General features: G+C 68.8%; 19 protein-coding genes and 1 tRNA gene. 8 read left to right on the top strand and 12 right to left on the bottom strand.

The features are described from left to right. The first annotated feature begins 7 nt into the window (after positions 1-7). From B4589_RS07905 to B4589_RS07895, 3 genes are all read left to right on the top strand, one after another. Positions 8-1189 carry an inorganic phosphate transporter gene (locus B4589_RS07905; protein WP_079233757.1) on the top strand — a complete coding sequence of 394 codons (1182 nt, stop codon included), beginning with the start codon at positions 8-10 and terminating at the stop codon, positions 1187-1189. Further along, the gene (locus tag B4589_RS07900) at positions 1186-2895 is read left to right on the top strand and encodes an asparagine synthase-related protein (protein WP_079233756.1); all 1710 of its coding nucleotides are present in this window, start codon (positions 1186-1188) and stop codon (positions 2893-2895) included. Before B4589_RS07905 ends, B4589_RS07900 begins: the two co-directional genes overlap by 4 nt. A gap of 61 nt (positions 2896-2956) precedes the next feature. Next, a complete protein-coding gene (locus tag B4589_RS07895; protein WP_079233754.1) occupies positions 2957-4006 on the top strand; it encodes a thiamine ABC transporter substrate binding subunit in 1050 nt (349 codons plus the stop codon). Here the strand turns inward: B4589_RS07895 and B4589_RS07890 are convergent, their stop codons facing one another. From B4589_RS07890 to B4589_RS07865, 6 genes are all read right to left on the bottom strand, one after another. Further along, positions 4007-4321: a thiamine-binding protein gene (locus B4589_RS07890; RefSeq protein ID WP_079233753.1), complete on the bottom strand. Its 315-nt coding sequence runs from the start codon at positions 4319-4321 to the stop codon at positions 4007-4009. It abuts the gene before it with no gap. Positions 4322-4356: 35 nt separating this feature from the next. Beyond that, on the bottom strand, positions 4357-5847 hold the full coding sequence (gene tgtA, locus B4589_RS07885) for a tRNA guanosine(15) transglycosylase TgtA (protein WP_079233752.1): 1491 nt from the start codon (positions 5845-5847) through the stop codon (positions 4357-4359). A gap of 39 nt (positions 5848-5886) precedes the next feature. Beyond that, positions 5887-6654, bottom strand: a complete 768-nt coding sequence (locus B4589_RS07880; protein WP_079233750.1) for a CPBP family intramembrane glutamic endopeptidase — start codon at positions 6652-6654, stop codon at positions 5887-5889. A 40-nt stretch (positions 6655-6694) separates the two neighbouring features. Then, complete coding sequence (locus tag B4589_RS07875; protein WP_079233749.1) at positions 6695-7243, bottom strand: NUDIX hydrolase; 549 nt, start codon at positions 7241-7243, stop codon at positions 6695-6697. Positions 7244-7335: 92 nt separating this feature from the next. Beyond that, positions 7336-8664 carry an arylsulfotransferase family protein gene (locus B4589_RS07870; protein WP_079233748.1) on the bottom strand — a complete coding sequence of 443 codons (1329 nt, stop codon included), beginning with the start codon at positions 8662-8664 and terminating at the stop codon, positions 7336-7338. A gap of 84 nt (positions 8665-8748) precedes the next feature. Further along, the gene (locus B4589_RS07865; RefSeq protein WP_079233747.1) at positions 8749-9264 is read right to left on the bottom strand and encodes an AAA family ATPase; all 516 of its coding nucleotides are present in this window, start codon (positions 9262-9264) and stop codon (positions 8749-8751) included. Between the two features lie 112 nt (positions 9265-9376). Between B4589_RS07865 and B4589_RS07860 the strand changes: the two genes are divergently transcribed. Further along, positions 9377-10525, top strand: coding sequence for a hypothetical protein (locus tag B4589_RS07860; RefSeq protein WP_079233746.1), 1149 nt, complete (start codon positions 9377-9379; stop codon positions 10523-10525). A gap of 4 nt (positions 10526-10529) precedes the next feature. Here B4589_RS07860 and B4589_RS07855 read toward each other — a convergent pair whose 3' ends face one another. From B4589_RS07855 to B4589_RS07840, 4 genes are read right to left on the bottom strand one after another with little or no spacing between them, the layout of a single operon-like run. Continuing rightward, positions 10530-12536, bottom strand: coding sequence for a SpoVR family protein (locus B4589_RS07855; protein WP_079233744.1), 2007 nt, complete (start codon positions 12534-12536; stop codon positions 10530-10532). Further along, positions 12529-13851, bottom strand: a complete 1323-nt coding sequence (locus B4589_RS07850; protein WP_079233743.1) for a DUF444 family protein — start codon at positions 13849-13851, stop codon at positions 12529-12531. Before B4589_RS07850 ends, B4589_RS07855 begins: the two co-directional genes overlap by 8 nt. After that, complete coding sequence (locus B4589_RS07845; protein WP_079233742.1) at positions 13842-16202, bottom strand: kinase anchor protein; 2361 nt, start codon at positions 16200-16202, stop codon at positions 13842-13844. Before B4589_RS07845 ends, B4589_RS07850 begins: the two co-directional genes overlap by 10 nt. Continuing rightward, positions 16195-18327 (bottom strand): PrkA family serine protein kinase, encoded by a 2133-nt coding sequence (locus tag B4589_RS07840; protein WP_394353836.1) that lies wholly within the window; start codon positions 18325-18327, stop codon positions 16195-16197. Before B4589_RS07840 ends, B4589_RS07845 begins: the two co-directional genes overlap by 8 nt. Before the next feature lie 100 nt (positions 18328-18427). Between B4589_RS07840 and B4589_RS07835 the strand changes: the two genes are divergently transcribed. Further along, a complete protein-coding gene (locus B4589_RS07835; RefSeq protein WP_079233741.1) occupies positions 18428-18745 on the top strand; it encodes a hypothetical protein in 318 nt (105 codons plus the stop codon). 338 nt (positions 18746-19083) lie between these two features. On the opposite strand, the gene B4589_RS07830 is transcribed toward B4589_RS07835, so the two are convergent. After that, positions 19084-19156, bottom strand: a tRNA-Pro gene (locus B4589_RS07830). 67 nt (positions 19157-19223) lie between these two features. Further along, positions 19224-20012 carry a hypothetical protein gene (locus tag B4589_RS07825; protein ID WP_079233740.1) on the bottom strand — a complete coding sequence of 263 codons (789 nt, stop codon included), beginning with the start codon at positions 20010-20012 and terminating at the stop codon, positions 19224-19226. Between the two features lie 120 nt (positions 20013-20132). Here B4589_RS07825 and B4589_RS07820 point away from each other — a divergent pair, with 120 nt between their 5' ends. Genes B4589_RS07820 through B4589_RS07810 form a run of 3 tightly spaced genes read left to right on the top strand, consistent with a single transcriptional unit; the run spans position 20133 to position 21832 of the window. Continuing rightward, positions 20133-20933, top strand: coding sequence for a hypothetical protein (locus B4589_RS07820; protein WP_079233739.1), 801 nt, complete (start codon positions 20133-20135; stop codon positions 20931-20933). Then, positions 20926-21474, top strand: a complete 549-nt coding sequence (locus tag B4589_RS07815; RefSeq protein WP_079233738.1) for a hypothetical protein — start codon at positions 20926-20928, stop codon at positions 21472-21474. The genes B4589_RS07820 and B4589_RS07815 overlap by 8 nt, the downstream gene beginning before the upstream one ends. Before the next feature lie 34 nt (positions 21475-21508). Beyond that, a complete protein-coding gene (locus B4589_RS07810) occupies positions 21509-21832 on the top strand; it encodes a transcription factor S (RefSeq protein WP_079233737.1) in 324 nt (107 codons plus the stop codon). The last annotated feature ends 15 nt before the right edge of the window (positions 21833-21847 follow it).

Genomic DNA, 21847 nt, shown 5'->3' with positions numbered 1-21847 from the left:
GGGACGCGTGGTAGACGCGTTCACCCTCGGGACCGCCGTGGTGGCCGCGCTCGCGAGCCTGTTCATGGCGTGGGCGATCGGCGCGGGCTCCTCCGGCTCCACGCCGTTCGCTCCCGCGGTCGGTGCCAACGCCATCTCGGTGATGCGTGCCGGCCTCGTGGTGGGGGTTCTCGGCTTCGCCGGCGCGGTGTTGCAGGGCCAGAGCGTCACCGAGGCGGTCGGCTCCGAACTCGTCGGCGGTGTCTCGCTCACCGCGCTGGCGGCGACGGTCGGCCTGCTGATCGCGGCCACGCTGGTCGCGCTAGGCGTGTTCCGTGGCTACCCGATCGCGACCGCCTTTACCGTCACCGGCGCCGTCGTCGGCGTCGGCCTCGCGTTGGGCGGCGACCCCGCGTGGGCGAAGTACCGCCAGATCGTCGCGCTGTGGGTGCTCACACCCTTCGTCGGCGGGGGGATCGCGTACGCCACCGCGCGGCTGCTGCGCGCCGACGGCGTGCCGGAGCGAGTGGCCGTGCCGGCGCTCGCGGGGCTCGTCGGTGCGATCGTCGTCAACGTCGACTTCGCGCTGCTCGGGCCGGCGGACGGTAGCGGCTCGATCGCGGGCGAACTCGGCCGCGCGCTCGCCGGCGGCGGGCCCCCCGCCCGCGGCGGCGTCACCGTCGTGCTGTCGCTGCTCGTCGCAGGGCTGGTCGCCGCGGAGGCCCGGCGCAACGAGGCCGCCGCTCAACGCCACTTCCTGCTCGCGCTGGGGGGGCTGGTCGCGTTCTCCGCCGGCGGCTCGCAGGTCGGGCTGGCGATCGGGCCGCTCGTCCCGCTGCTGGATACGTTCCAGTCGATCCCGATCGTGGCGCTGCTGCTCGGCGGCGGGCTGGGGCTGCTCGTCGGGTCGTGGACCGGCGCACCGCGGATGATCAAGGCGCTCGCCCAGGACTACTCCAGCCTCGGCCCGCGGCGCTCGATCGCCGCGCTGATCCCGAGTTTCGCGATCGCCCAGACCGCCGTCGCGTTCGGGATCCCCGTCTCGTTCAACGAGATCATCGTCTCCGCGATCGTTGGCTCGGGGTACGCCGCCGGCGGCGCGGGGGTGAGCCGGAAGAAGATGCTGTTCACGGTGCTCGCGTGGATCGGCTCGCTCGCGCTCTCGCTGATTCTGAGCTACGGGGCGATGACGGCGATCGAGTCGCTATGAGCGGTGAGGATCCGAGCCGGGAGCGCCGCCTCGTCGCCGACGGCTGGCGTCGGATCGGAACCGCGACGGCACGCGGGACGGTCGTCACTGACGGCGAACCGCGTCATCCAGCCGCGGTGTTCGACGGCTGCCGGGACGCTACCGAGGTCCGCACAGTGGCGGCGGAGTCGACGGGGTTTTTCGCCGCCGTGGTCCGCCTGCCCGACGCGACGGCGCTGATCTGTGACACCGCCCGGAGCGTTCCACTGTACTTCTCGAACGCGGGGATCAGCGACGTGGGTACCGAACTCGCGGCTGCCGACCCGGCGGCTTACGATCCGGTCGCTGCGAGTGAGTTCGCGCTCACGCGGTACGTGACCGGGGGGGAGACGCTCCGTCCCGAGGTGCGCGGCGTCTGCGCCGGCGAGATGGTTGTGCTGCCGGACGACGGCTCGGGGATCGAACGAACACAGCACAGCCGTTACCGACCGACCGCCGAAACCGGTGACCCCGCCGTCGGGGTGGAACGCGGCGACCTTCTCGATCGGTTCGGTGGCGTTGTCGGGAACGTGTTCGACCGCGTCGTCGCCGTCGCCGACGGCCGCCCGGTCGCCGTCCCGCTCAGCGGTGGGTGGGACTCACGGCTAATCGCCACCGAACTGGTCGACCGTGGCGTCGAGGTGGTGGCGTTCACCTTCGGCGCCGCCGGCCACGCCGACGTTGAAGTGAGCCGCGACGTGGCCGACGCACTCGGCGTCGAGTGGCACTGGGTCGAGTACACCACCGAGCGATGGCGGGACTGGTACCACTCCGACGCCCGACGGGCGTACCACGACTACGCGTTCGGTTTCGACTCGCTACCGTTCCTCGCGGAGTGGCCCGCGGTGGACGAACTCACCGAGTCGGAAGCGCTCCCCGAGGACGCGCTGGTCTGTCCGGGGCACACGGTCGCCACGCCGAGTGAACGCGTGCCGGCGGCGTGGGTCGGCGACGATACCGTCACCCGTGAGGACGTTGTCGGTCACGTGTTCGACAGCCACTACGCGCTCTGGGACTGGGACGATCCGGAGCTCCGGGAGCGATTCGCCGCCCGGATCGCCGAGGTCGCGGGGCTCGACAGCGCCGGCGGCGAGCGTGGCGACACAGCACCGTTGGGGGGCGACGAGGCCGCAGCGGCCTACGAGCAGTGGGAGTGGGCTACGAGGATGTCGACGTTCACCAACGCTGACTGTCGACTCTACGAGTGGTTCGGCTACGACTGGTGGCTGCCGCTGTGGGACCCCGAATACGTCGAACTCTGGGGCTCGCTGCCGCTGTCGGTGCGTCACGACAAGTCGCTCCAGCGGTGCTACGCCCGCAAACGGTTCGCCGAGGTGGCAGGCGTCGACGACGCGACCGCGGCGCGGACCGACCGCGACTGGACGCCCTTCGACCAGCTCCGGCGGCGGTTCGACCGGGCCCCCGAGCGTACTCACCCGGATTACTCGGGGGAGAAGGGGTTCGAAGCGTGGCTCGGCGGACAGGCCGTCCCGCCCGCGGCAATGGAGTCCCGCGGGAACTACCCGTTGCGCTGGTACGGTGTCTTCCCCGAGGACGCCGAGGCGCTCTTCGCACCGGCGCGGAGCCTCTACGCACTCCGGACGCTCCGTGAACTCGGTCACGTCTCGTTCGACCCGCCGCGGGCCGACGTGTCGATCTCGGGGATGCTGTCGCTCCCGCCCGTTTGACGACCGATACCACTCCGGCGCTTTCGCCGCCCCTTTAACTATCCGATGGTACAACTCGGTCGTGAAACGACGACAGTATCTCGCGGCGACGGGTGCGCTGGGGCTCGCTGGCTGCCTGAGCAGCCCCGATGCCGGGGGGTCGGGAACGCTGACGGTCGCGACGTACAGCTCCTTCGTCGACGCGCCGTCGAGCAGTCCCGGCCCGTGGCTGAAAGAGGAGTTCGAACGTCGGTACCCCGACGCCACGCTCGAGTGGGTCACCCCCGAGAACGGTATCAATCGCTACGTCCAGCAGGCCAACAGCGGGGCGACCGTCGACGCTGACGCCTACGTGGGGCTGAAAGTGCCCGAACTGGTCCGGGTCGACCGGGAAACCGACGGCGACCTGTTCGCGGCGCCGGACGTGAGCGCGCTCTCGAACTGGGAGCACGTCACCGCCCGACAGTTCGACGAACGGAACCGCGTGCTGCCGGTGTTCTCGGGCTACTGCAGCTTCGTCTACGACGGCCGCGACGTGGACGGGTTCGAGGGGCTCGAGGCACTGACGACCGACGCCTACGCGGGGAACGTGCTGCTCCAGAACCCCCAGACCGACAACACCGGGCTGTACGTGTTGCTGTGGACGATCAAGGAGTTCGGCGAGGACGGCTACCTCGACTACTGGCGGGACCTGTTCGACAACGGCGCCAGGGTGCTCGACGCCTGGGACAGCGTCTACGCCGCCTTCGGCGAGGGTGAGGTCGACGTGATCAGCTCGTTCTCGAACGACCGAGTGTACGCGAAGCGCAGCGGTGCCGATTTGGACGGCCACCGGATCGCGTTCCCCGGCGGCCACGGCTACACCAACCTCAGCGGGATGGCCGCCTTCGCCGGCTCGGCGGACGACCGGCTGACCGAGACGTTCTTCGATTTCATGCTCAGCCCCGCGGCACAGGGAAAACTCGCGGAACTCAACGTCTCCAACCCCGTAACCGACAACGCCGAGGTGCCCGACGTGTTCGACGAGTACGCACGGACGCCGCCGGAGCCGCTGCTGTTCAGCTACGACGAACTGCGGGGGAACCTGGAGGGCTGGCTGACGGACTGGGGCCGGATGGCGGCCGAGCAGTAGCTACTCGCGGTCGCTTCTGGCCTCGCGGCCGAGTTCCGCTTCGACTTTTTCGGTCTTTCGGCAGGCGCGCATCGTCTCGTCGCGGCGGTCGTCGATCTGCAGCAGCGTCTCGACATGGTCGCCCGGAACCGCCTGGTGGGCGGCACCGACGGCCGCCAGCAGGGCGTCGACGTCCTCGGCCTCGATCACGGTCGACATGGGGTTCGTTTCGTACTCGACGTCGTGTTCCTCCAGTGCCTCGATGGCGCCGGCGACTTCCTCGGTGATGTCCTCGTCGGTGACGGGCGTGACACGGAGCATGCCGAACACGGTCATACCCGGAGGCGGTGTCGGCTGTGTGTTAGCTCTGACTATTCCTCGCCCAGCTTCGAGAGGTCCTCCGTCGCCACGTCCTCGGGCAGCGCCGCCAGCGCCTCGTCCGGCCAGCCGTCGTGCCCCAGCGTGAACGCGGTCTCGGGGTTCGCTTCGACCAGCGCGGTCACCCCGTCGGCGGCGGCGACGTACGCCGGCGGCTCCAGTCGCTCGGGCGTCTCGGCGTGCAGCGGGTACGTCTCCGACAGCGACGGCGGGAACGGGCCAAAGGGCGGTTCGAGCCGCCAGACGGCGTCGTGGTCGTGGTCGTGGTCCGCGGGCGCGTCGAACTCCGTGAGGAGGGTCTTTTCGGGCGTTTCGAGCCGTGAAAGGCGCTCGTGGTGCCGCAGCACCTCCGGCCGGCGGGCGCTCTCGGGCGAGGTGTAGAAGAACGTCCCCTTCGAGACGCGGTCGTTCTCCTCCAACTGCTCGGCGTGGTCGAGGAGTGCCTTGTAGCCGTCCGCGCTGGCAGGGTGGGCGCGGGCGCGCTGCTCGACCAGTTCCATGAGGCTCCCCTCCCGGATCGCCTGCCGGACCCGGCGGATCTCCGCGAACGTGACGTGGAGGTTGTGCTCGGCGAGCGCGTTCTCCCGCTCGCGCTCGTCGAGCGCGCGGAGCGAGTCGGGGTCGTGTTCGGTACAGATCGGGCAGGGACAGGGCAGGTAGGAGAGTTCGTCGAGCTGTTCGGTGCCGCTGACGGTGAGATACCGCCCGTCGCGGGCGTACAGCGCGTACGCCGCGGAGTCGAACAGGTCACAGCCCACCGCCGCGGCGAGCGCGAACATCATGGGGTGGCCCGCACCGAACAGGTGGACGGGGCAGTCCGCGCCCAGCCCGCGCTTGGCGGCGGCGGTCACGTCGATCATGTCGTCGTAGCGGTAGCTGTTCAGCAGCGGGACGACCGCGCCGACAGGGAACACGTCCAGCCCCGTGCTCGCGGCGTGTTCGCCCGCCTGCTCGCGGAGGTCGGTGTAGGTGGAGCCCTGGACGGGGGCGTTGATCAGCATCTCGCCGGTGTCGACGGCCTCGGCGTCCGCGAGGGCCTCCTCGGTCGCCGCCAGCTCCTCCTCGGCCTGCTCGCGGCTCACGTCCGGCGGCGTCGGGATGTCGACGGGCGTGCCGATGTCGCTCCCGATCTCGTGCTGGAACTCGAGGATCTCGGTGGTGGTGGTGTCGATCTCGCCGTACTCCGCGAGCTGGAACGAGCCGGAGTCGGTGACGATCGCGCCCGGGAAGTCGAGCATCTCGTGGAGCCCCTGCGCTTCCGCGCGCTCGCGCAGGTCGTCGGTCGTGCGGATGATGTAGGAGTTGGTGATCAGGATCTCGGCGCCGAACTCCTCGTGGAGCCGGCGGGGGGAGATCGTCTGGAGGTTGGGGTTGACCACCGGCATCAGCGCCGGCGTCTCGACGGTGACGCCCGCGCGGGGCACCGTCAGTCGGCCGACGCGGGCCAGCCCGTCGCTGGCCCGGATCTCGAAGGCGTCGCGCATGGACCGAGTTCCGCGGGCGAACGGTAAGGGGTTGCGTTGTCAGGGGAGTGCGGCGACGACGGCGGCAGCCGCGTTCCCGCTCTCCTCGACCGCCCCGGTCGCCACGAGGTACAGCGAGAGGAAGATGAGCGCGTTGTACGTGCCGTGGACGATGATCGGCACCACGAGGTTGCGGGTGTACTCGTAGATGCCGCCGAGGATCAGGCTCGGCCCCATCAGCACGCCGACGCTCACCAGGACTGCCGACGGGTCGGTGGCGACCAGCGAGCCGACGTGGATCGCCGCGAAGATCACGCTGGCGATGACCACGCCCGGAACCGGTGAGAACGCCTCACGGATGCGGTTCTGGACGACGCCGCGGAACAGCAGCTCCTCGCCCGGCCCGATCAGGAGGAACGACCCCGGCAGCAGGTAGAGCACGATCTCGGGGTTCTCCATCGCGAGGCTGCTCACCTGGTTCTCGGCGGCCTCGGTGCCCGTCGCCGAGAGCAGCTGGCTCACCGCGATCAGGTAGACGAAGCTCAGCACCAGCGCACCGATCACGATCCCGAACTCCTTGATCGACGGGAGCCGGACGCCGATCGAGCGGACGGGGATCCCGCGTTCCCGGAGGTAGAGGGCGCCGACGCCGAGGAAGGCGACGCCCTGGGTCAGCAGGAGGGAGAGCACGATGCTGAGGACGGGGGTGATCGTGACGCCGGCGAAGCTCAGCGTGAGCGCGCTGAGCAGCACCAGCACCAGCGCGACGCCGATCCCGGCGATGCCGAGCCCGACGCCGACGCCGATCGCACGCAGTCGAGAGTCCATACCCGAAGCCGGGGCGCCGAGGCCAAAGACGTTCCCCTCGTCAGCCGAGCTCGTAGCGGCTCACCGCCAGCGCCGCTCGACCGTCACGGATCTCCCCCTCACGAACCGCCGCGACGAGGTCGTCGTATGCGACCGTCAGCGTCCGGATGCTCTCGTCGTGATCGAGCTCCTGCTCGGCCGCCGGCTCACACCCACCCGCGACGAACGTGTGGTGGGTCGAGTTCGCGATCCCGTTGACCGGCTCGGTCGTACAGAGATGCGTCATCGCGTCGGCCTCGTACCCCGTCTCCTCCCGGAGCTCCCGGCGAGCCGCGGCTTCGAGGTCGTCCTCCTCGGGTTCGACGCCGCCGGCGGGGAGCCCGCGGTTGACGCGGTCGACCGCCTGGCGCCACTCCTCGATCAGCACGACCTCGTCGCCGCCGGGCAGGAACGGGAGCACGACGACGCTCTCGACTTCCTCGACGTGGTGGTAGTCGGTCTCGGTGCCGTCCGGGAGCCGGACGGCCGACTCCCGAACGTCGAAGCCGGGACAGCGGTAGTCGATCTCGCTGTCGAGCGTCTCCCAGGCGAGGTCGGTGTCCTCGGTCATAGTCGGTGGTGGCAACCGATCGCGCAAAAAGGGGGACGGTCCGCGGTCGCCGCCTTACCGCGTCCGCCACAGGTCCGGCCGCGGTCGCCGCCTTACCGCGTCCGCCACAGGTCCCGCGCGCCGACGCCGGCGATCCCGACCGAGAGGATCGTCAGCCCCAGTCGGGCGCCGTCGAACCAGAACGGCAGCCACGGGAACACGCCGGGGAGGAGCGCGGCGGCCTCGTCGAGCACGGGGATCCCGCCGCCCTCGTCGGCGTCGCTCGGACCGTCGCCGTTCCCGTTCGAACCGCCGACGTACCACTCACCCTCCGGCGGTTCGCCGTAGGGCACGCGGTCGGCCTCGTAGGGGATGCGCTCGGTCGCGACCGACCAGACCACCGTGCCGTTGGGGGTGATCTCGAACACGCGCTTGTTGAGCGTGTCCGTCACCAGCGTGTTGCCGTTGCCCAGTCGGTCGGCGTCCCGGGGCCAGTGGAGTTCGATTCCGCCGGCGCGGTCGAGCGTCCACGCGACCGCCCACTCGCCGTCCTCGCGGCGGAGTTCGACGACGCGGTCGTTGTCGCTGTCGGCGACGAGCACCGCCGCCTCGCCGTCGCCGCCGGGGGTGCCGCCGAGCCACTGCGGGTTGTGCTGGTGGTCGAGGATCTCGGGGTTGCCACAGCGCACGTCGCCGTCCCCGTCCCGGTCCGCGAGCTGGCCGTCGTGGGTGCAGGAGCTGTCGTCGCCACCCCTGTCCTCGTTGATCGTCTCGATCACACCCTCCTCGCGGTCGACGACGAGGATCTGGTTGGCGTTGCGGACCGAGACCAGGAACTGGTTCTCGTCGACCACGTCGACGTCGTTGATGTGGAGCCAGTCGACCGTCGTCGGGTCGTCGGGAGCGTCGTAGTAGCTGCTGGCGTTCCACTGCCAGACGGGTTCGCCGTCCTCGACGATCAGGAGGCGCTCGTGCTCCATGTCGCTGAGGAGGTACTCGCCGTCACCCAACTGCTCGACGTCGTGGACCTCGCTGTTGCCGCTGCTCCGGACCGGGAAGGAGTACTCGTACTCGATGGACTCGGTGTCGGGGTCGAGGATGCGGAACCCGGTGTGGGTACAGGGCGACTCGTAGGGGCCACAGTCCTCGTAGCCGCCGTCCATGAACCCGGCCATCACGCTGCCGTTGTCGAGCTGGGTCACGTCGAAGTAGCTGTCCGTGTCGCCCATCCGCCACGCGACGTCGTTGCCCTCGTACATCGCGACGCTGCCGTACTGGTGCCAGCCGGGGCCGCCGCCCTGGACCCCGACGAGGGTCTGCCGTTCGCCATCGGCTCCGGCCACGGCCGCGTCGGGCGCGAGCGCGGCGCTCGCACCCATCGTCAGTACGAGGAGGGCCACGGCGCCGACCACGAGGACGACGCCGCGTCGCTTTCGGTCCATTACCGTACAGTCGGTGGCCCCCGGGGCATAACCCTTTTGAGGACGGGTAGCGCGGGCGAGAATAGCCGGTCGCGGGACGGTCGATCAGGCGGCCGCGGCGGCGCGGAACGCCTCGTCGACGGCCGACAGCGTCGCTGCGAGCGAGCCGGAGTTGTCGACGACGATGTGGGTCTCGCGCTCGATCGGCTCGAACTCCGTTTTGAGCTGGTTGTACACCGAGAAGTCGGCGTCGCTCTCGTCGTCCTCCTCGAGCTGGCGGCGCTGGATCCGCTCCTTGACGACCGACTCCGCACACTCCACGCGGACGAGACGGAACTCGGTGTCGGTGTCGTCGGCGACCGCCGCGGCGCGATCACGGAGCTCCTGCCGGCGGAACGTGGCGTCGAGGACGACGTGCTCGCCGGCGTCGAGCAGGTCCCGCGCCCGGTCGAGCAGTTCGTCGTACACCGCGGCGGACTCCTCGGCCTCGTAGGTCGGCTCCGGGAACAGTTCCTTGCGCACCACGTCCGTCCGCAGCAGGCGCGCCGGGAGCAGTTCGACGATCCGCTCGGCGACGGTGGATTTGCCGGTGCCGGGCAGCCCACACACGAGGACGAGCATTCGGTCGGAGAGGCGGCGTGGGCGCACTAATAGTCAGCGCTTCGCCGCGGCTCCCCTACTTGTTGAATGACCGTCAGATATATTTATCCGATATTTGTGTGTGACTGTACGAATGTCTCGACCGCTGCTGGCTGTCGCCCTCGCGGGGATGTTGCTTCTCGCCGGCTGTTCGGGGGCGTCGGGAACGACGACGGAACCGATCGTAACTGACTCGACGACCGCCCCGACAGACTCGTCTGTGGCCAACTCGACAGCCACGCCCTCGCCGACAGCGACCGAGGTTCCGGCGACGGGGACGCCCCCGGCGGAGCTCTCCTTCCCGAACGGGACGAGCGCCGACGGGATCGACAACGCCTCGGCGCTCATCGAGGCCCACTTCGCGGCGCTGAACGAGTCCACCTACCGTGTGCGCGCCACGCAGACTCACAACGACGGTCCGGAGGAGTTCCTCGTGGCCGAGGCCGGCGAGCGCGTCCGCATCCGTTCGGATTCGGGGGTGACGTTGGGACGAAACACCTGGTCGACGGCCAACCAAACGGTTGGTCGGACCGAGGATCCGCTGTGGAGCGACGACGACTCGATCAGCTACACGGTCAACGGTCGGGGCACGCTGCGGCACGAGCTCGCGGAGAACCTCCCGTCGCTCTACGCCACCGTCCCGTTGACGGGGATCGGCTACGGCGAGTTCGCCTTCGCCGGTGTCGTCGACCACGACGGTGATCGGCTGCTCCGATTCGTCGCGACCGATGCCAACGAGAGCGTGGTCGAGGCACGGAACGCCCTGTCGTTGTCGTCGTACGACGCCACGCTGCTCGTGAGCGAAAACGGGATGATCCACGAAGCGACCGTCGATATGCGGAGCCAGAACGCGACGTACCGGGGCGAGAACGGGACGTACTTCTCCAATACCGAGTACACGGCGACGACCGGCGTCGAACCTCGGCCCCCGTCGTGGCTCTCGAACGTCCCCGATATCTCGGTATCGCTGACCGGCAACGGCTCGCTGCTCGCGATCGAGAACGACGGCACTGTCGCCGTCGAGAACGCCACGGTCAACCTCGGTCCGTTCGGTCCTTACGAGACCATCGAGGGCCCGTTCGAACCGGGCGAGACGCGCTACCTGGGCGTCGAAGCGGACTCCGGCGACCTCGTGCTCGCGTCGGAGCGACCGGATACGGCCGGACTACAGCGGTTGCATACGCCGGTCCGGCTCCAGTTCGACACCGAGAACGTGGAAATGGAGCTCCGGGCGGGCGAGTAGCGGCTCAGTTCGACCAGTTCGACGGCGTGGTGTCGTAGTCCACGTCGTCGGCGGCGATGTCCGCGACCGCCTCGTCGTCGAGTTCGGTGACGGTGAACCCGTCGCCGTCGTAGCGCAGCATCACGCCCACCTCCTCGGGCTCGGGCTCCTGGCGCCGCCGGGCCGCCCGCTCGATCGCCTCGTCGGTCACGCGCTTGTCGATGGTTTTGCAGTTGACCGGACGGCCCCAGAGTTCGAACAGCCGCTCCAGCACGTCCCCCATCTGCTCGATGTCCATCCGGATCCCGTTGTACTCGTGGGCCAGCAGCAGCTCGCCCTGGTTGCCGTAGTTGATCTCCCGCACGCTGACGCGGGGTTTGCCGAAGTTGGTGAACTCGAGCAGCAGCTTGTTCCGGACCGCTTCGACGTCGGTGCTGCTGACGCGGAACCCGTCCGCCCGGTGGCTGTACTCGTAGGCGAACAGCCCGTGGATGTCGACGAACTCCTGGGTGAGGTACTCGTCGACGAACGTCACGTCGTTCTTGCTCTCCCGGACCTCGCGCATCCGCTCCCAGCCGGCGGCCTTGTCGACGGTCGCGAGCGCCTCGTCGACGCTGTCGAACCGGTCCGGTTCGAGCACGTACCGCGAGAGCTCCTCGACGCGCTCGCGGCTGACGTCCGCGAGGAAGCTCCGGTTCTCGGGGCGGACCAGCGAGTAGTGGCGCTCGACCATCGCGTCGTACGTCAGCAGCTTCCACGGGAACGCCGTCGCGTCGATCTCGCCCTCGCGGGCGGCGGCGAGCCCGTCCTCGTCGACGTACCGGTCGTCGAGCGCGGCGACGGCGTCGAGGCTGTCGGCGTCGACGCCCGCGATGGCCGCGGGCGGTTCGAGCGCGTCGAGCACGGCCTCGAACTCGACGGCGTCGTGGAAGTTCCGCCAGGTGATCCCGTCGACCTGGAGGAGCTGGGTGACGACCTCCCGGCGGTTGGCGCTGTTCTCCACGTACTGCCAGAGGGAGTTGCCCAGCGCGTAGGGGTTGAGCCCGCGGGACTGGAGCACTTGGGCCTGCTTGTCGGCGTAGCGGACGAACTCGTCGGTGCCCGCGAACAGCTCGTCGCTCATCATGACGGACTCCCAATACGTTGCCCACCCCTCGTTCATGATCTTCGTCATCCGCTGGGGGGCGAAGTAGTAGCTCTCGGTCCGCAGCATCGCCAGCACGTCCTGCTGCCACTCCTCGAACGCGACCGCCCCCCCGGACTCGTCGTCGTACTGCTGGCCGAACGTGTACAGCAGGCCGAGCAGGTCGTACTCCGGGTCGGGCAGCCGGTCGACCGCTTCGCTCGTCGCCTCGTCGTCGATCCACTCGCCGAACACCTGCTCGGTGATCTCGTCGGCCAGCCCGAGTTCGGTGACGCGCTCCTCGCGGGAGAGCTCCGGCCCGTCCTCGCCGTCCGCGTTCGAGCGGTCCTCGACGGGGCGGAACGCCGACCACTGATCGATCGCGGTCTCGACCGTCAGAACGTGGTCGATGAACGCCTCGACGGCGTCCCGGCCGATCTCGGGGTCGGTCATGTACTCCTCGATCGTCTCGGCGTGGCGGGCGAGCAGCCGGGCGGCGTCGGGCGCCCGGCTGAACAGCCCGAACCACCGGTTGTTCGCGAAGAAGTCCGAGTGAGCCTCGACGTGGGTGATCACCGCCTTCTGGTCGGCGAACTCGTTCGACAGCTGGAGAAAGGCGTGGGAGGGCTCGCTGTTGTTGACGATCTCGAACGCCCGTCCGCCAGCGAACTCCCGCCGCTCCTGCTGTTTGTACTGCATCCCCCAGCGCCAGTGGGGGTAGCGCGTCTGGAACCCCTGCTGGGCGATCAGCCCCCGCATCTCGTCGTAGCTGACCAGCCAGTAGCGCACCGGTCGCGGGCGCAGCCCGAGCTTCTCGGCCAGTTCGCGGGCGTCCGCGACTGGCCCCTCGAGCGCCGCCCTGACGCGCTGTGCCTCCCGGGAGTCGCCGGCTCTGAACGTGTTACTCATCGGTCTCCTCCGTCGACAGGATCGCCTCGATCGCGTCGATCACGTCGTCCTGCGTGTCGACCTCCGCGACGGCGACGTTCGACTCGCCGCCGAAGTGTCGCTGCACCGCGTCGCCGTGGCTCCCCCGCGACGACCCCGGCTGGGTCTGGAGGTAGCCGTGCAGGTTCACGTCCAGCGCCTCCATCGCGGGGATCACGTTCTCCTCGGTGTCGCCCGCGCGGTTCTCGCCGTCGCCGGCCGCGAACACGTAGCGGTTCCACTCCGCCCACGGGTAGTTCTCCTCCAACAGCTCCGCGGCGAGCTCGTACGCCGAGGAGATCCGCGTGCCGCCCGAGGAGGAGAGCCGGAAGAACTCCTCGCGGTCGACCTCCCACGCGTCGGCGTTGTGGGCGATGTAGACGAACTCCGCCGCCTCGTACTTCCCGGTCAGATACCAGTCGAGCGGGACGAACGTCCGCTCGACCAGCTCGCGCTTCTCCGCCCGCATCGACCCGGAGACGTCGCGGATGTTCACCACGACGACGTTCTTCTCGTACTCCCGCTCGATCTCGGGGTGGCGGAACTGCTGGTCCTCGCGGCGCAGCGGCACCTCCTCGATCCCCTCACGCCGGATCCGGACGCCGACCGGCTCGTGGTCGACGGCGGCCTCCATCGCCTCGATGCTCGCCCACGCGTCCGGTTCGTCGATGTCGCGGGCGGCGTCCACGATCCAGGCGTGGGAGACGGGGATCCGCTGCTCGCGGGCCCACGCGAACACGCGGTCGGCGTCCCACCCCTCGACCCTGAGCGCCTCCCGGACGTAGTTCTCGTCGAAGTCGGTTGCCAGCTTGCGTTTCAGCCCCTCCGTGAACCACTCCCGCAGCATCAGCGTGCTCCGGGTGCCGCGCTCGGTCACCTCCGTCAGGGGCCCCTCGGTCTCCTCGGCGACCTGTTTCCCCTTGGGCTCCAGATCCAGCTCGAGTTCGTCGTCGAGCTGGCGGGCGAACTCCTCGGGGTCCATGTCGTAGTAGTCGGCGTGTTCCCCGCCGTCCTCGCCCGCCTCGTCGCCGTCGCCGTCCTGTCCCCCCTCGGGCTGTCCGGGGACCTTGACGGGCTGGCCCGGGTCGGGCTGGGCGTCGGCGTCGCCGGCCATCCCGACCCCACCCTTGTCGATCGGATCGTACGCGATCTCCGGCAGGTCGACGACTTTCACGGGGATCTTGATCGTCTCCTCGGTCGACGGCTCGAACTCCCCCTCGCGGATGAACTCCCGGAGATCCTGGCGGAACGTCTCGCCGACCTCCTCGAACCGGCGGATGTGGTCTCTCAGTCCCATCGGTGGCGGGCCTCCGTCATGACCCGGCGCGAGACGAGCTCGGCCGACGCCGGGGAGTAGTCGAACAGTTCCTGCATGTTCCGGATCGTCTCGGCTTTCACCGCCGCAGTCTGGGTGTTCTCCTCGGGGGCGTCCCACTGCGCCGGGTCCAGATCCTCGAACGCGGCCTGAACGTGGCGCCAGTCGTTCGTCTCGATGGCGGCCCGCAGCGCCGGCACGTCCCGGTAGTCCACGTCGTCGATGTCGAACGTCTCGCCGCGTTCCTCCCAGAGGATGTTGTTCACGGCGACGATGATCTCGTCGTGCCGGAACCGCTCGACGGCCTCGCTCGGCGCCGCGCCGTCGTAGTCGCCGTCGTCGAACCGGCCGAGCTCCCGCGTCTCGAACAGCTTCATCGTCACCGGGTCGGGGCCATCGGTGTCGAACGACTCGTCGGTGCCCCAGGCGAACACGTGCTCGACGTACTCCTCGACGGCCTCGCGGGAGACCCCCTCCTCGCGGAGCATCGCCGCCCGCACGTCCTCGGCCTGCTCCTCGAAGACGGCGTCTTTCACCGCCACGACCAGCTCCTCGAACCGGGCGGCCTCCGCGTCGGCGAACACGGGCGTGCTCGCCAGCCCGTTCGCCATCGCGTCGAGCACGTCCTCCGGGAGCACCACGTCCGCCACCGGGAGCGAGGGGTGGTGGCGGTCGGCGGGCTCGCTCAGCAACGTCGCGACCACGTCCCTGGTGTACGTGATCGGGATCCCCGAGCGCCCCTCGTCGGCGTCGTCGTTCCAGTCGAACGCGTCCTTCTCGACCCGGTCGCCGTCCCGGTGGACGTAGCCGTGGTCGTACAGCCTGGCTTTCTCGACGATCCCCAGCCCGTCTGGCAGATCGTCGCCGTCGAGCCGCGAGACCACGTCGTACAGCGCGGCCGCCTGTACCGTATGCGGCGCCAGCTCCCGGGTGACCTCGCCGTCGTCGGGGGCTTTGACCGTCACGGTCAGCGGCGCCCGAACGTTGGTCCGGATCTCCGCGGCGTCCTGCATCGTCCACAGCTCGGCGCGGGTCGTGAGTTCGCGCCACAGCAGCTGTGCCTCCAGGCTCACGTTCAGCAGGTACCGGAACTCGTAGCGGCTGAGCCGGCGTTTCAGCGCCTTCAGCGGGTCCGCGTCGGTCCGCCCCTCGAACTTGTCGAGTTCGGCCGCCAGATCCGGGTTCGAGATGACGAGCAGCTGCGTGTCGACGTCCATCCCGATCCCCTTGTCGAGTTTGACGTGTTCCTCGTCGGGGACGTTCAGGAGGCTCTCGAGCAGGTCCCGGTGTTTCGAGGCGTCCTCGACGACGGTCAGGAGGTTGTTCCCCTGGCTCAGCACGCCGTCGTAGCTGAACGCCTGTGGGTTCTTCCGCCCCCGCGAGCCGAGCTCGCGCAGCATCCCCGGCATCCACGTCCCGACGAGTCGCTCCTTGGGCGTCCCGTCGTCCTCGGCGTGCAACACGCCGATCCCCTGTCCCTCCTCGACGACGTAGTTCTTCACGCGGAGATGCCGGGGGGCGGTGATCGACGAGAAGGCGTCCTCCTCGCCGCGGTACGCCTCGGCGAGCGTCTCGTACATCTCGCGACTGAACGGCGGCAGGTCGCCGTCGACGACCGTGTCGATCGGCGACGGGTCGACCTCGTTCAGGTCCCGGAGCAGCGCCTCGCGGGCCGCCGGCGGGAGCACCAGCAGCGGGTGGGCCTGCACTGGGCTCTCGTACCACTCGCCCTCGTCGACGGTCGCCTCGGTGCCGTAGGTGAGCGCGTCCCCCTCGGCCGCCACGTTCGTGTTCCACTCGACGGTGTAGCGCCGCCCCGCCGGGGTTTTCGAGAACGCGTGGAGCCCGTCGATCAGACACCGCTTGAGCTCGGATTTCCCGGTCGCGGTCGGCCCCTCGATCCAGACGATGCTCTCCTGTTTCCCGCGGTTGGCGGCGATCGCTTCGAGGTCGCGGACGAACGCGTTCAGCGTCTCCGTGTTGCCCAACACGGCGTGCTCGCCGTCGTTGTACGGGTCGTCGAAGAAGCGGTAGCGCGTCCGCTCCTCGCCCTCCTCGATCAGCTCGCGGGTCCCCATCGACTCGATCGCGGACAGCAGGTACTTGGTGCTCCCTGCGGCGGCGGTCGGTCGCTCGAAGAGCCGCTCGACGTACGCCGAGAACGTCAGGGTCTCGTCGAACCGGTCGGCCAGCGCCGCGTCCCCGCGTTCGACGTACTCTGCCGGATCGACGCCGGCGTCGTCCGGGCGCTCGAACGCGTCGTCGTCGAACGGCTCGACGGTCGGTCGGTCGACCCCGCCATCGGATCGACCGGCGTCGGTCTCGTCACTCATCGGCCTCCATCTCGTCCTTTGCGACCTTCGCGCCCGCGAACTCCAACACCTCCATCGCGCCGCCCTCGGAGTAGCCACGCTCCCGCAGCGCGGCGACCCACTCGTTGCGATCGCCCTCGTCGATGTCGCCGGCGTTGACCAGGGCGGAGTAGTTGATGTTGTGCTTCTTGTCCTCCCAGAGCTTCCGCTCGAGCGCGCGGCGCAGGCGCTCGTTGTCCGCGGGGCTGAAGCTCTCGGCTTGGCGGGCGCGCCGGCCGACCCAGTTGCTGACCTCCTGGCGGAAGTCGTCCTTCCGGCCCTCGGGGATGTCGAGCTGTTCTTCGACCGCGCGCATGAACGTCTCGTCGGGCGACCGCTCCTCGCCCGCCACGTCGTCCTCGACGGTCTCGTCGTTGATGTACGCCATGACGTGGTCCATGTACTTCTCGCCCTGCTCCCGGATCTCGTCGAGCTCGTAGGCGAGCGCGTGGCGGACGTCCTCGATCGCGCGGTCCTCGTACTCGTCGCGCACGGCGTCGATGAACGTCTCGTAGTCGCCGAGCCGATCGGGGTCGATGCTGCCGTGGCTCTCGAGGTTCGCCTCGATGTAGTTCAGCACCGTCAGCGACGAGACGTACTCCTCCTCGCGGGGCACGGCGTCGGTGATCGCCTCCGCGATCTCGTCGGCGAGGAAGCGGGGGGAGACGCCGTCCATCCCCTCGGCCTCCCGTGCGCGGTCGTCCCCTTCGTCGCGGAGTTTCTCCGGGTCGATGTCGTCGGCGCCCGCGGCCTCGCCGTTGTACACCTTCGCCTTCCCCAGCCGGTCGAGGTCGTGCTCGGTCGGCTCCTGGATCCGGGTCAGCACCGCGAACAGGCCGGCCATCTCCAGCGTGTGGGGCTCGACGCTGACGTCGTCGATGTCGGCGTTGTCGAGCAGGCGCTCGTAGATCCGCGCCTCCGCCTCGTACTCGAGCACGTAGGGGTAGTCGATCCGCTTGGTGCGGTCGTTGAACGCCTCCATCTTCTCGTCTTCGCGTTTGTCGCGGTACTCCGGCATGTTCGACCGGCCGACGATCACCTGGTCGATGTCGATCCGGGGGTTGTTTCGGGGTTTGATCGTCCCCTCCTGGGTCGCGTGCAGGAAGTCGTAGAGGAACTCCCGCTGGAGCTTCAGCAGCTCCTCGCCGCTGAAGATACCGCGGTTGGCGTTACACAACGCGCCGGAGTAGTCGAACGCCCGGGGGTCGGACTCGCCGTAGACGGCGAGCTTGGAGTAGTTGATGTCGCCCGTGAGCTCGGTCTCGTCCTGGTTCTTCTTGTCCTTAGGTTCGAACGTCTCGATACACTCGCGGCGGTTCTCGTCGGCGACGAGGCGGACCACCTCGACGTGGTTCGCCAGGACGGCCTCCAGATCGTCGTCGTACTGCTCCAGCAGTCGCTCCATGTAGAACGCGGACTCGGGGTCGAGCGACTGGTCGTTGCTCAGCGTGTAGTTGGCGTCGAGACGCTCGTTGGCTCGCTCGAGGACGCGATCGCGTGGCTCCCGCGGGAGCAACACCAGCGGGTCCTGGTTCATCGGCGACCGGACGGCGTCGTCGCCGGGGTCCTGGTCGTCGATGACGTCGGTGAGGTTCACCCAGCGGAACGTGTACATCCGCCCCTCGTCGCGCCGGGTGTAGTCCTCGAAGTAGCGCCGGACGAGGTGGTCGAAGTGGGACTTACCCGAGCCGACCGGCCCGAGCAGGAGTTTGATACGGCGCTCGGGGCCCAACCCCCGGGCGCCGGATTTCACCTTGTTCACGTAGCGGTGGATCGCCTCGTGAACGTTCTCGCCGAAGAAGACGTTCTCGCCGTCGTGTAACGGGTCCTCGCTCGCGATCGTGTAGCGGACGACGTCGCCGTCGTCGTCCTCGCGGCCGTAGTAGTCGAACATGTCCGCGAGACGCTGGTGTGCGTTGCGTGCCACCCGCGGCTCGTCGACGACCCGGTTCAGGTACCACTGGACGGGGTACGTTTCCCGGAGGTCGTCGGGGACGCTCGCCCGGTACTCGTCGCTGATCGACGACAGCGACACGTCCTCGGTGATCGGCTCTGTGCTCTCGGCGGTGGGTTCGGTGTCTGTGCTGGTGCTTCCGGTTTCGCTCATGGTTCTGTGTTCGGCGGGGAGGGGGCCGCTGCGGTACATACTGCATCGGCGTCTCCGGCAGACGTCTCCCGGTTTGTGTGGGAGAGTCTACCACGCGTAGATGGTCGGGACGGATAAGCCCTTCTCCCGTGTGGATCCGGGCTGCGTTCCGGCGACGGCGGCGCGACGAGCCGGTGCCCGAACCGGCGGGTTCGGACGCGCTGAGGGCTCGTTCGTGGTGATGCGCTGTCAGCTGACCGGCCACAAAGCCAAAGAAGAGATACCACTTACCGCCGCGACCGTGGGGGCAAACGACTACGTCGAGTGTCAGAACTGTGGGTTCGTCCTCGCAACCGACAGCTCAGTCGAGATGACACCGAAACACTGGGACTCCTGCCCGGACTGCGACGGCACCGACTTCGGGCTGGTCGACAACTAGTCGGATCCGTTGTCGGCTCCCACTTCGGCGGTTCGGTGGGTCTCACTTCTCTCCGAGGATCTCCCGGACGTGTACTCATTGGTACGCCGGGGATCGTGTACTGTCAGCGCTCCTCGTGGTCGTCGACGCCGAGGAACTCCTTTTCGACCCACTACGGACGCCTCGCTGTGGCTCGTCGTTGCGAAGTGGGATGAAAATGGGCCGGCGCGAAGTTCGAATTACGTCCCGACGTGCTCGCTGCGCGCGTCGGGCCTCATTCGAATTCGCTTGGCGACACGACTTCCCGCACTCGGAACGCCTCGCTGTCGCTCGGCGTTCTGAGAGTGCGGGAAAGGTAGTGGGCCGGCGCGAATTCGAATCGCGGTTACGGCCACCCGAAGGCCGAAGGATACCAAGCTACCCCACCGGCCCGCAGGCGAAACGAAGCCCCCGGCGAGGTTAAGAGTTACCATCCGAAACCGTCACCGAGGCGGGGACTTCAGGCGTAGTCGAAGCCGGAGTCGTCGTCGTCGATGCGCTCCACATCGTCGTCGTCGGACTCCGTCTCGCTGGCCGCCGCCTCGCTCTGGAGCTGGTGGTACGCGTCGATCAGCACGCCAAGCGAGAAGATAGCCACGAACCCGGAGACGGTGTAGGTGAGCACCATGCCCACTGCCGGACTGAACAGCATCACGATCCCTGTGGGGATGCTGACCAGCAGGCTGATCACGAAGACCACCACGCCGAGGCCGAACAGCGGGAAGCGGTTCCCCTTCGCCAGCGACCAACTGGAGGAGAGCGCCTCGAACGGCCCCTCGCCTTCGACGGCGACGAACACCTGCGTGAAGATCAGGCTGACCATGAGGAAGATCCCCGGGATGATCAGCGCGATGTAGCCGAGGAGTACCGCGATCCCCTGCACGATCATCGCGATCAGGAGGAACACCCACGTCTTCACCATGTTGTCCGCGACGCCGCTGGGGATCGAGCCGAGCTCCGCGGCGTCGTGGTCCAGCGCCCGCAGCGCCACGATCATGAACGCGAAGTTGAGGATCCCGCCGAGCGCGACCAGCGCGGCGCCGCCGGCGATCCCGATCGGGAGCGCGAGCGCCGGATCCGCCGCCATCCCTTCGCTCCCCGGCGGCGGGGGGATCTCGGCGCTGATCGAGTTAGCCCCGAGTACCGTGATCAACTGGAGCACCACGTAGACGATCCCGAGTTGGATCCCGCCCGAGGTCGTCAGCTTCTCCGCACCCGACGAGAGGGCATCGCCGATGTTCAGGGACATGATAGAAAATGTCGGGAGGTTCTTTAAAATCCTTTCCATAGCGGTATCGTACGTCGTCGCTGCGGTCGACACCCGCCGGAGCAAGGAGTTACTTATGTAGGGGAGCACTACCCGTCCACGATGGCAGAGGAGCTACCCCAGTCTCTCCCGGCCGAACTCGAGGGATGGCTCGACGATCGGGCCGCCGAAACCGGCCGGGATCGTGGGGAGGTGCTCGCACGCGCTGTCGCGACCTACCGACTCCTCTCGGACGCCGAGGACGCGACCGATACACGGCCGCTGGATCAGCAGCTCGCGGAGCTGGCCGACCGGGTGGCCGAACTCGAGGACGACACCGACGACCGTATCGAGGACGTGCGCGACCGGGTCGTCCAGGTGATGCAGGTCGCCAAGGCGAAAGCCGACGCGGAGCACGACCACCCCGAACTCGAAGCCCGGATCGAGGCGGCCGAACGCGGCGGCGGCGACGATATCGAGGGGCTCCGCCGTGCGCTCGCGGCGCTCGACCGGCAGGTCGAGGGCGGGTTCGACAACTACGAGGCGGTGCTCTCCTCGCTGGCCGACCGCGCCGACGACGCCGAGGGGAAGCTGGATACGCTGGCCGGCGCGGTGGTGGATCTCCGCCGGCGGGTCACCGAGCTCGAGGCTGCCGACGCCCGGCGCACCGCCGTCGAGGAGCTTCAGGCAGACGCCAACCGCCGCAACGTCGGCAAAGCGGACTGCGAAGCCTGCGACAAACAGGTCCACATCGGCCTGCTGTCGGACCCACGCTGCCCCCACTGCGGGGAGCCGTTCGTCGACGTCGAGCCGGGCAGTCGATTCCTCGGCTCGGCGACGCTCGTGATCGGCGACCGGCCGGCGCTGGCCGGCGAGTCGTTCGAGCCCGAGACGGCCGAGGAGGTGTTCGCCGACGATGAGTGAGCGGGACGGATCGGACGACGAGGCGTGGGACCGTTCGAGCGACGACGAGACGGACGAGGCAGAAGAGAGGGAGGTCCCGCTCTCCGCACTCCGGGAGCGCATCGAGGCCGAACGCGAGGCCGCGGCGGAAGCGGGCGAGGAGAGCCCCTTCGAGACGGTCGCCGAGGAGGAGCCGGCCGACGTGGACAGCTCGGAGCTGTTCGAGGAGGTCGACGTCGGCGATATCGACGGCGAAGCGGTCTGGGACGCGATGGTCGAGGGCGACGCCGAGGCCGAGGAGCTGCTGGGCGGGGAGCCCCGGATGGAGAGCGACGCCGAGCCGGCCGCGGAACCCACCGAAACGCCCGACGAGCACGTCGTCGACAAACGGGAGTACTGCCAGCGCTGTGAGTTCTTCGCCGCGCCGCCGAACGCCACCTGCACCAACGAGGGGACCGAGATCGTCGAACTCGTCGACAACGGCCACTTCCGGGTGCGGGGATGTCCGAAGGTCACCGCCGACGACGAGGCGCTGTCGGGATTCGCCACCGACGGGGAGTGAACAGCCTTTCCTGCGCGAGTTCCGTAGCTCCGGTATGCAGTTCTGCGACGACTGCGGCTCGATGATGGTCGCGGAGGGCGACCGGATGGTCTGTACGGAGTGCGACGCCAGCCAGCCCCGTGACGCGGAGGCCGAGGAAGCGTTCGTCTCCACCGACGAACAGACCCACGGCGACCTGATCGAGGCCGACGAGGAGGCCGAGTACGAGGGGAAACCCACCGCCTCGGACGTGACCTGCGAGGAGTGCGGCCACGGCGAGGCGTGGTACGACATCCGCCAGACTGCTTCGGCCGACGAGCCGCCGACGCGGTTCCTGCGCTGCAAGGAGTGCGACTACACCTGGCGCGAGTACAACTGACTCGCGGTACGCTTT

The sequence above is a fragment of the Halolamina sp. CBA1230 genome (assembly GCF_002025255.2).
Taxonomy (GTDB): Archaea; Halobacteriota; Halobacteria; order Halobacteriales; family Haloferacaceae; genus Halolamina.
Note: the sequence above shows the minus strand (reverse complement) of the source record. Positions and strands in the feature narration are given on the sequence as shown.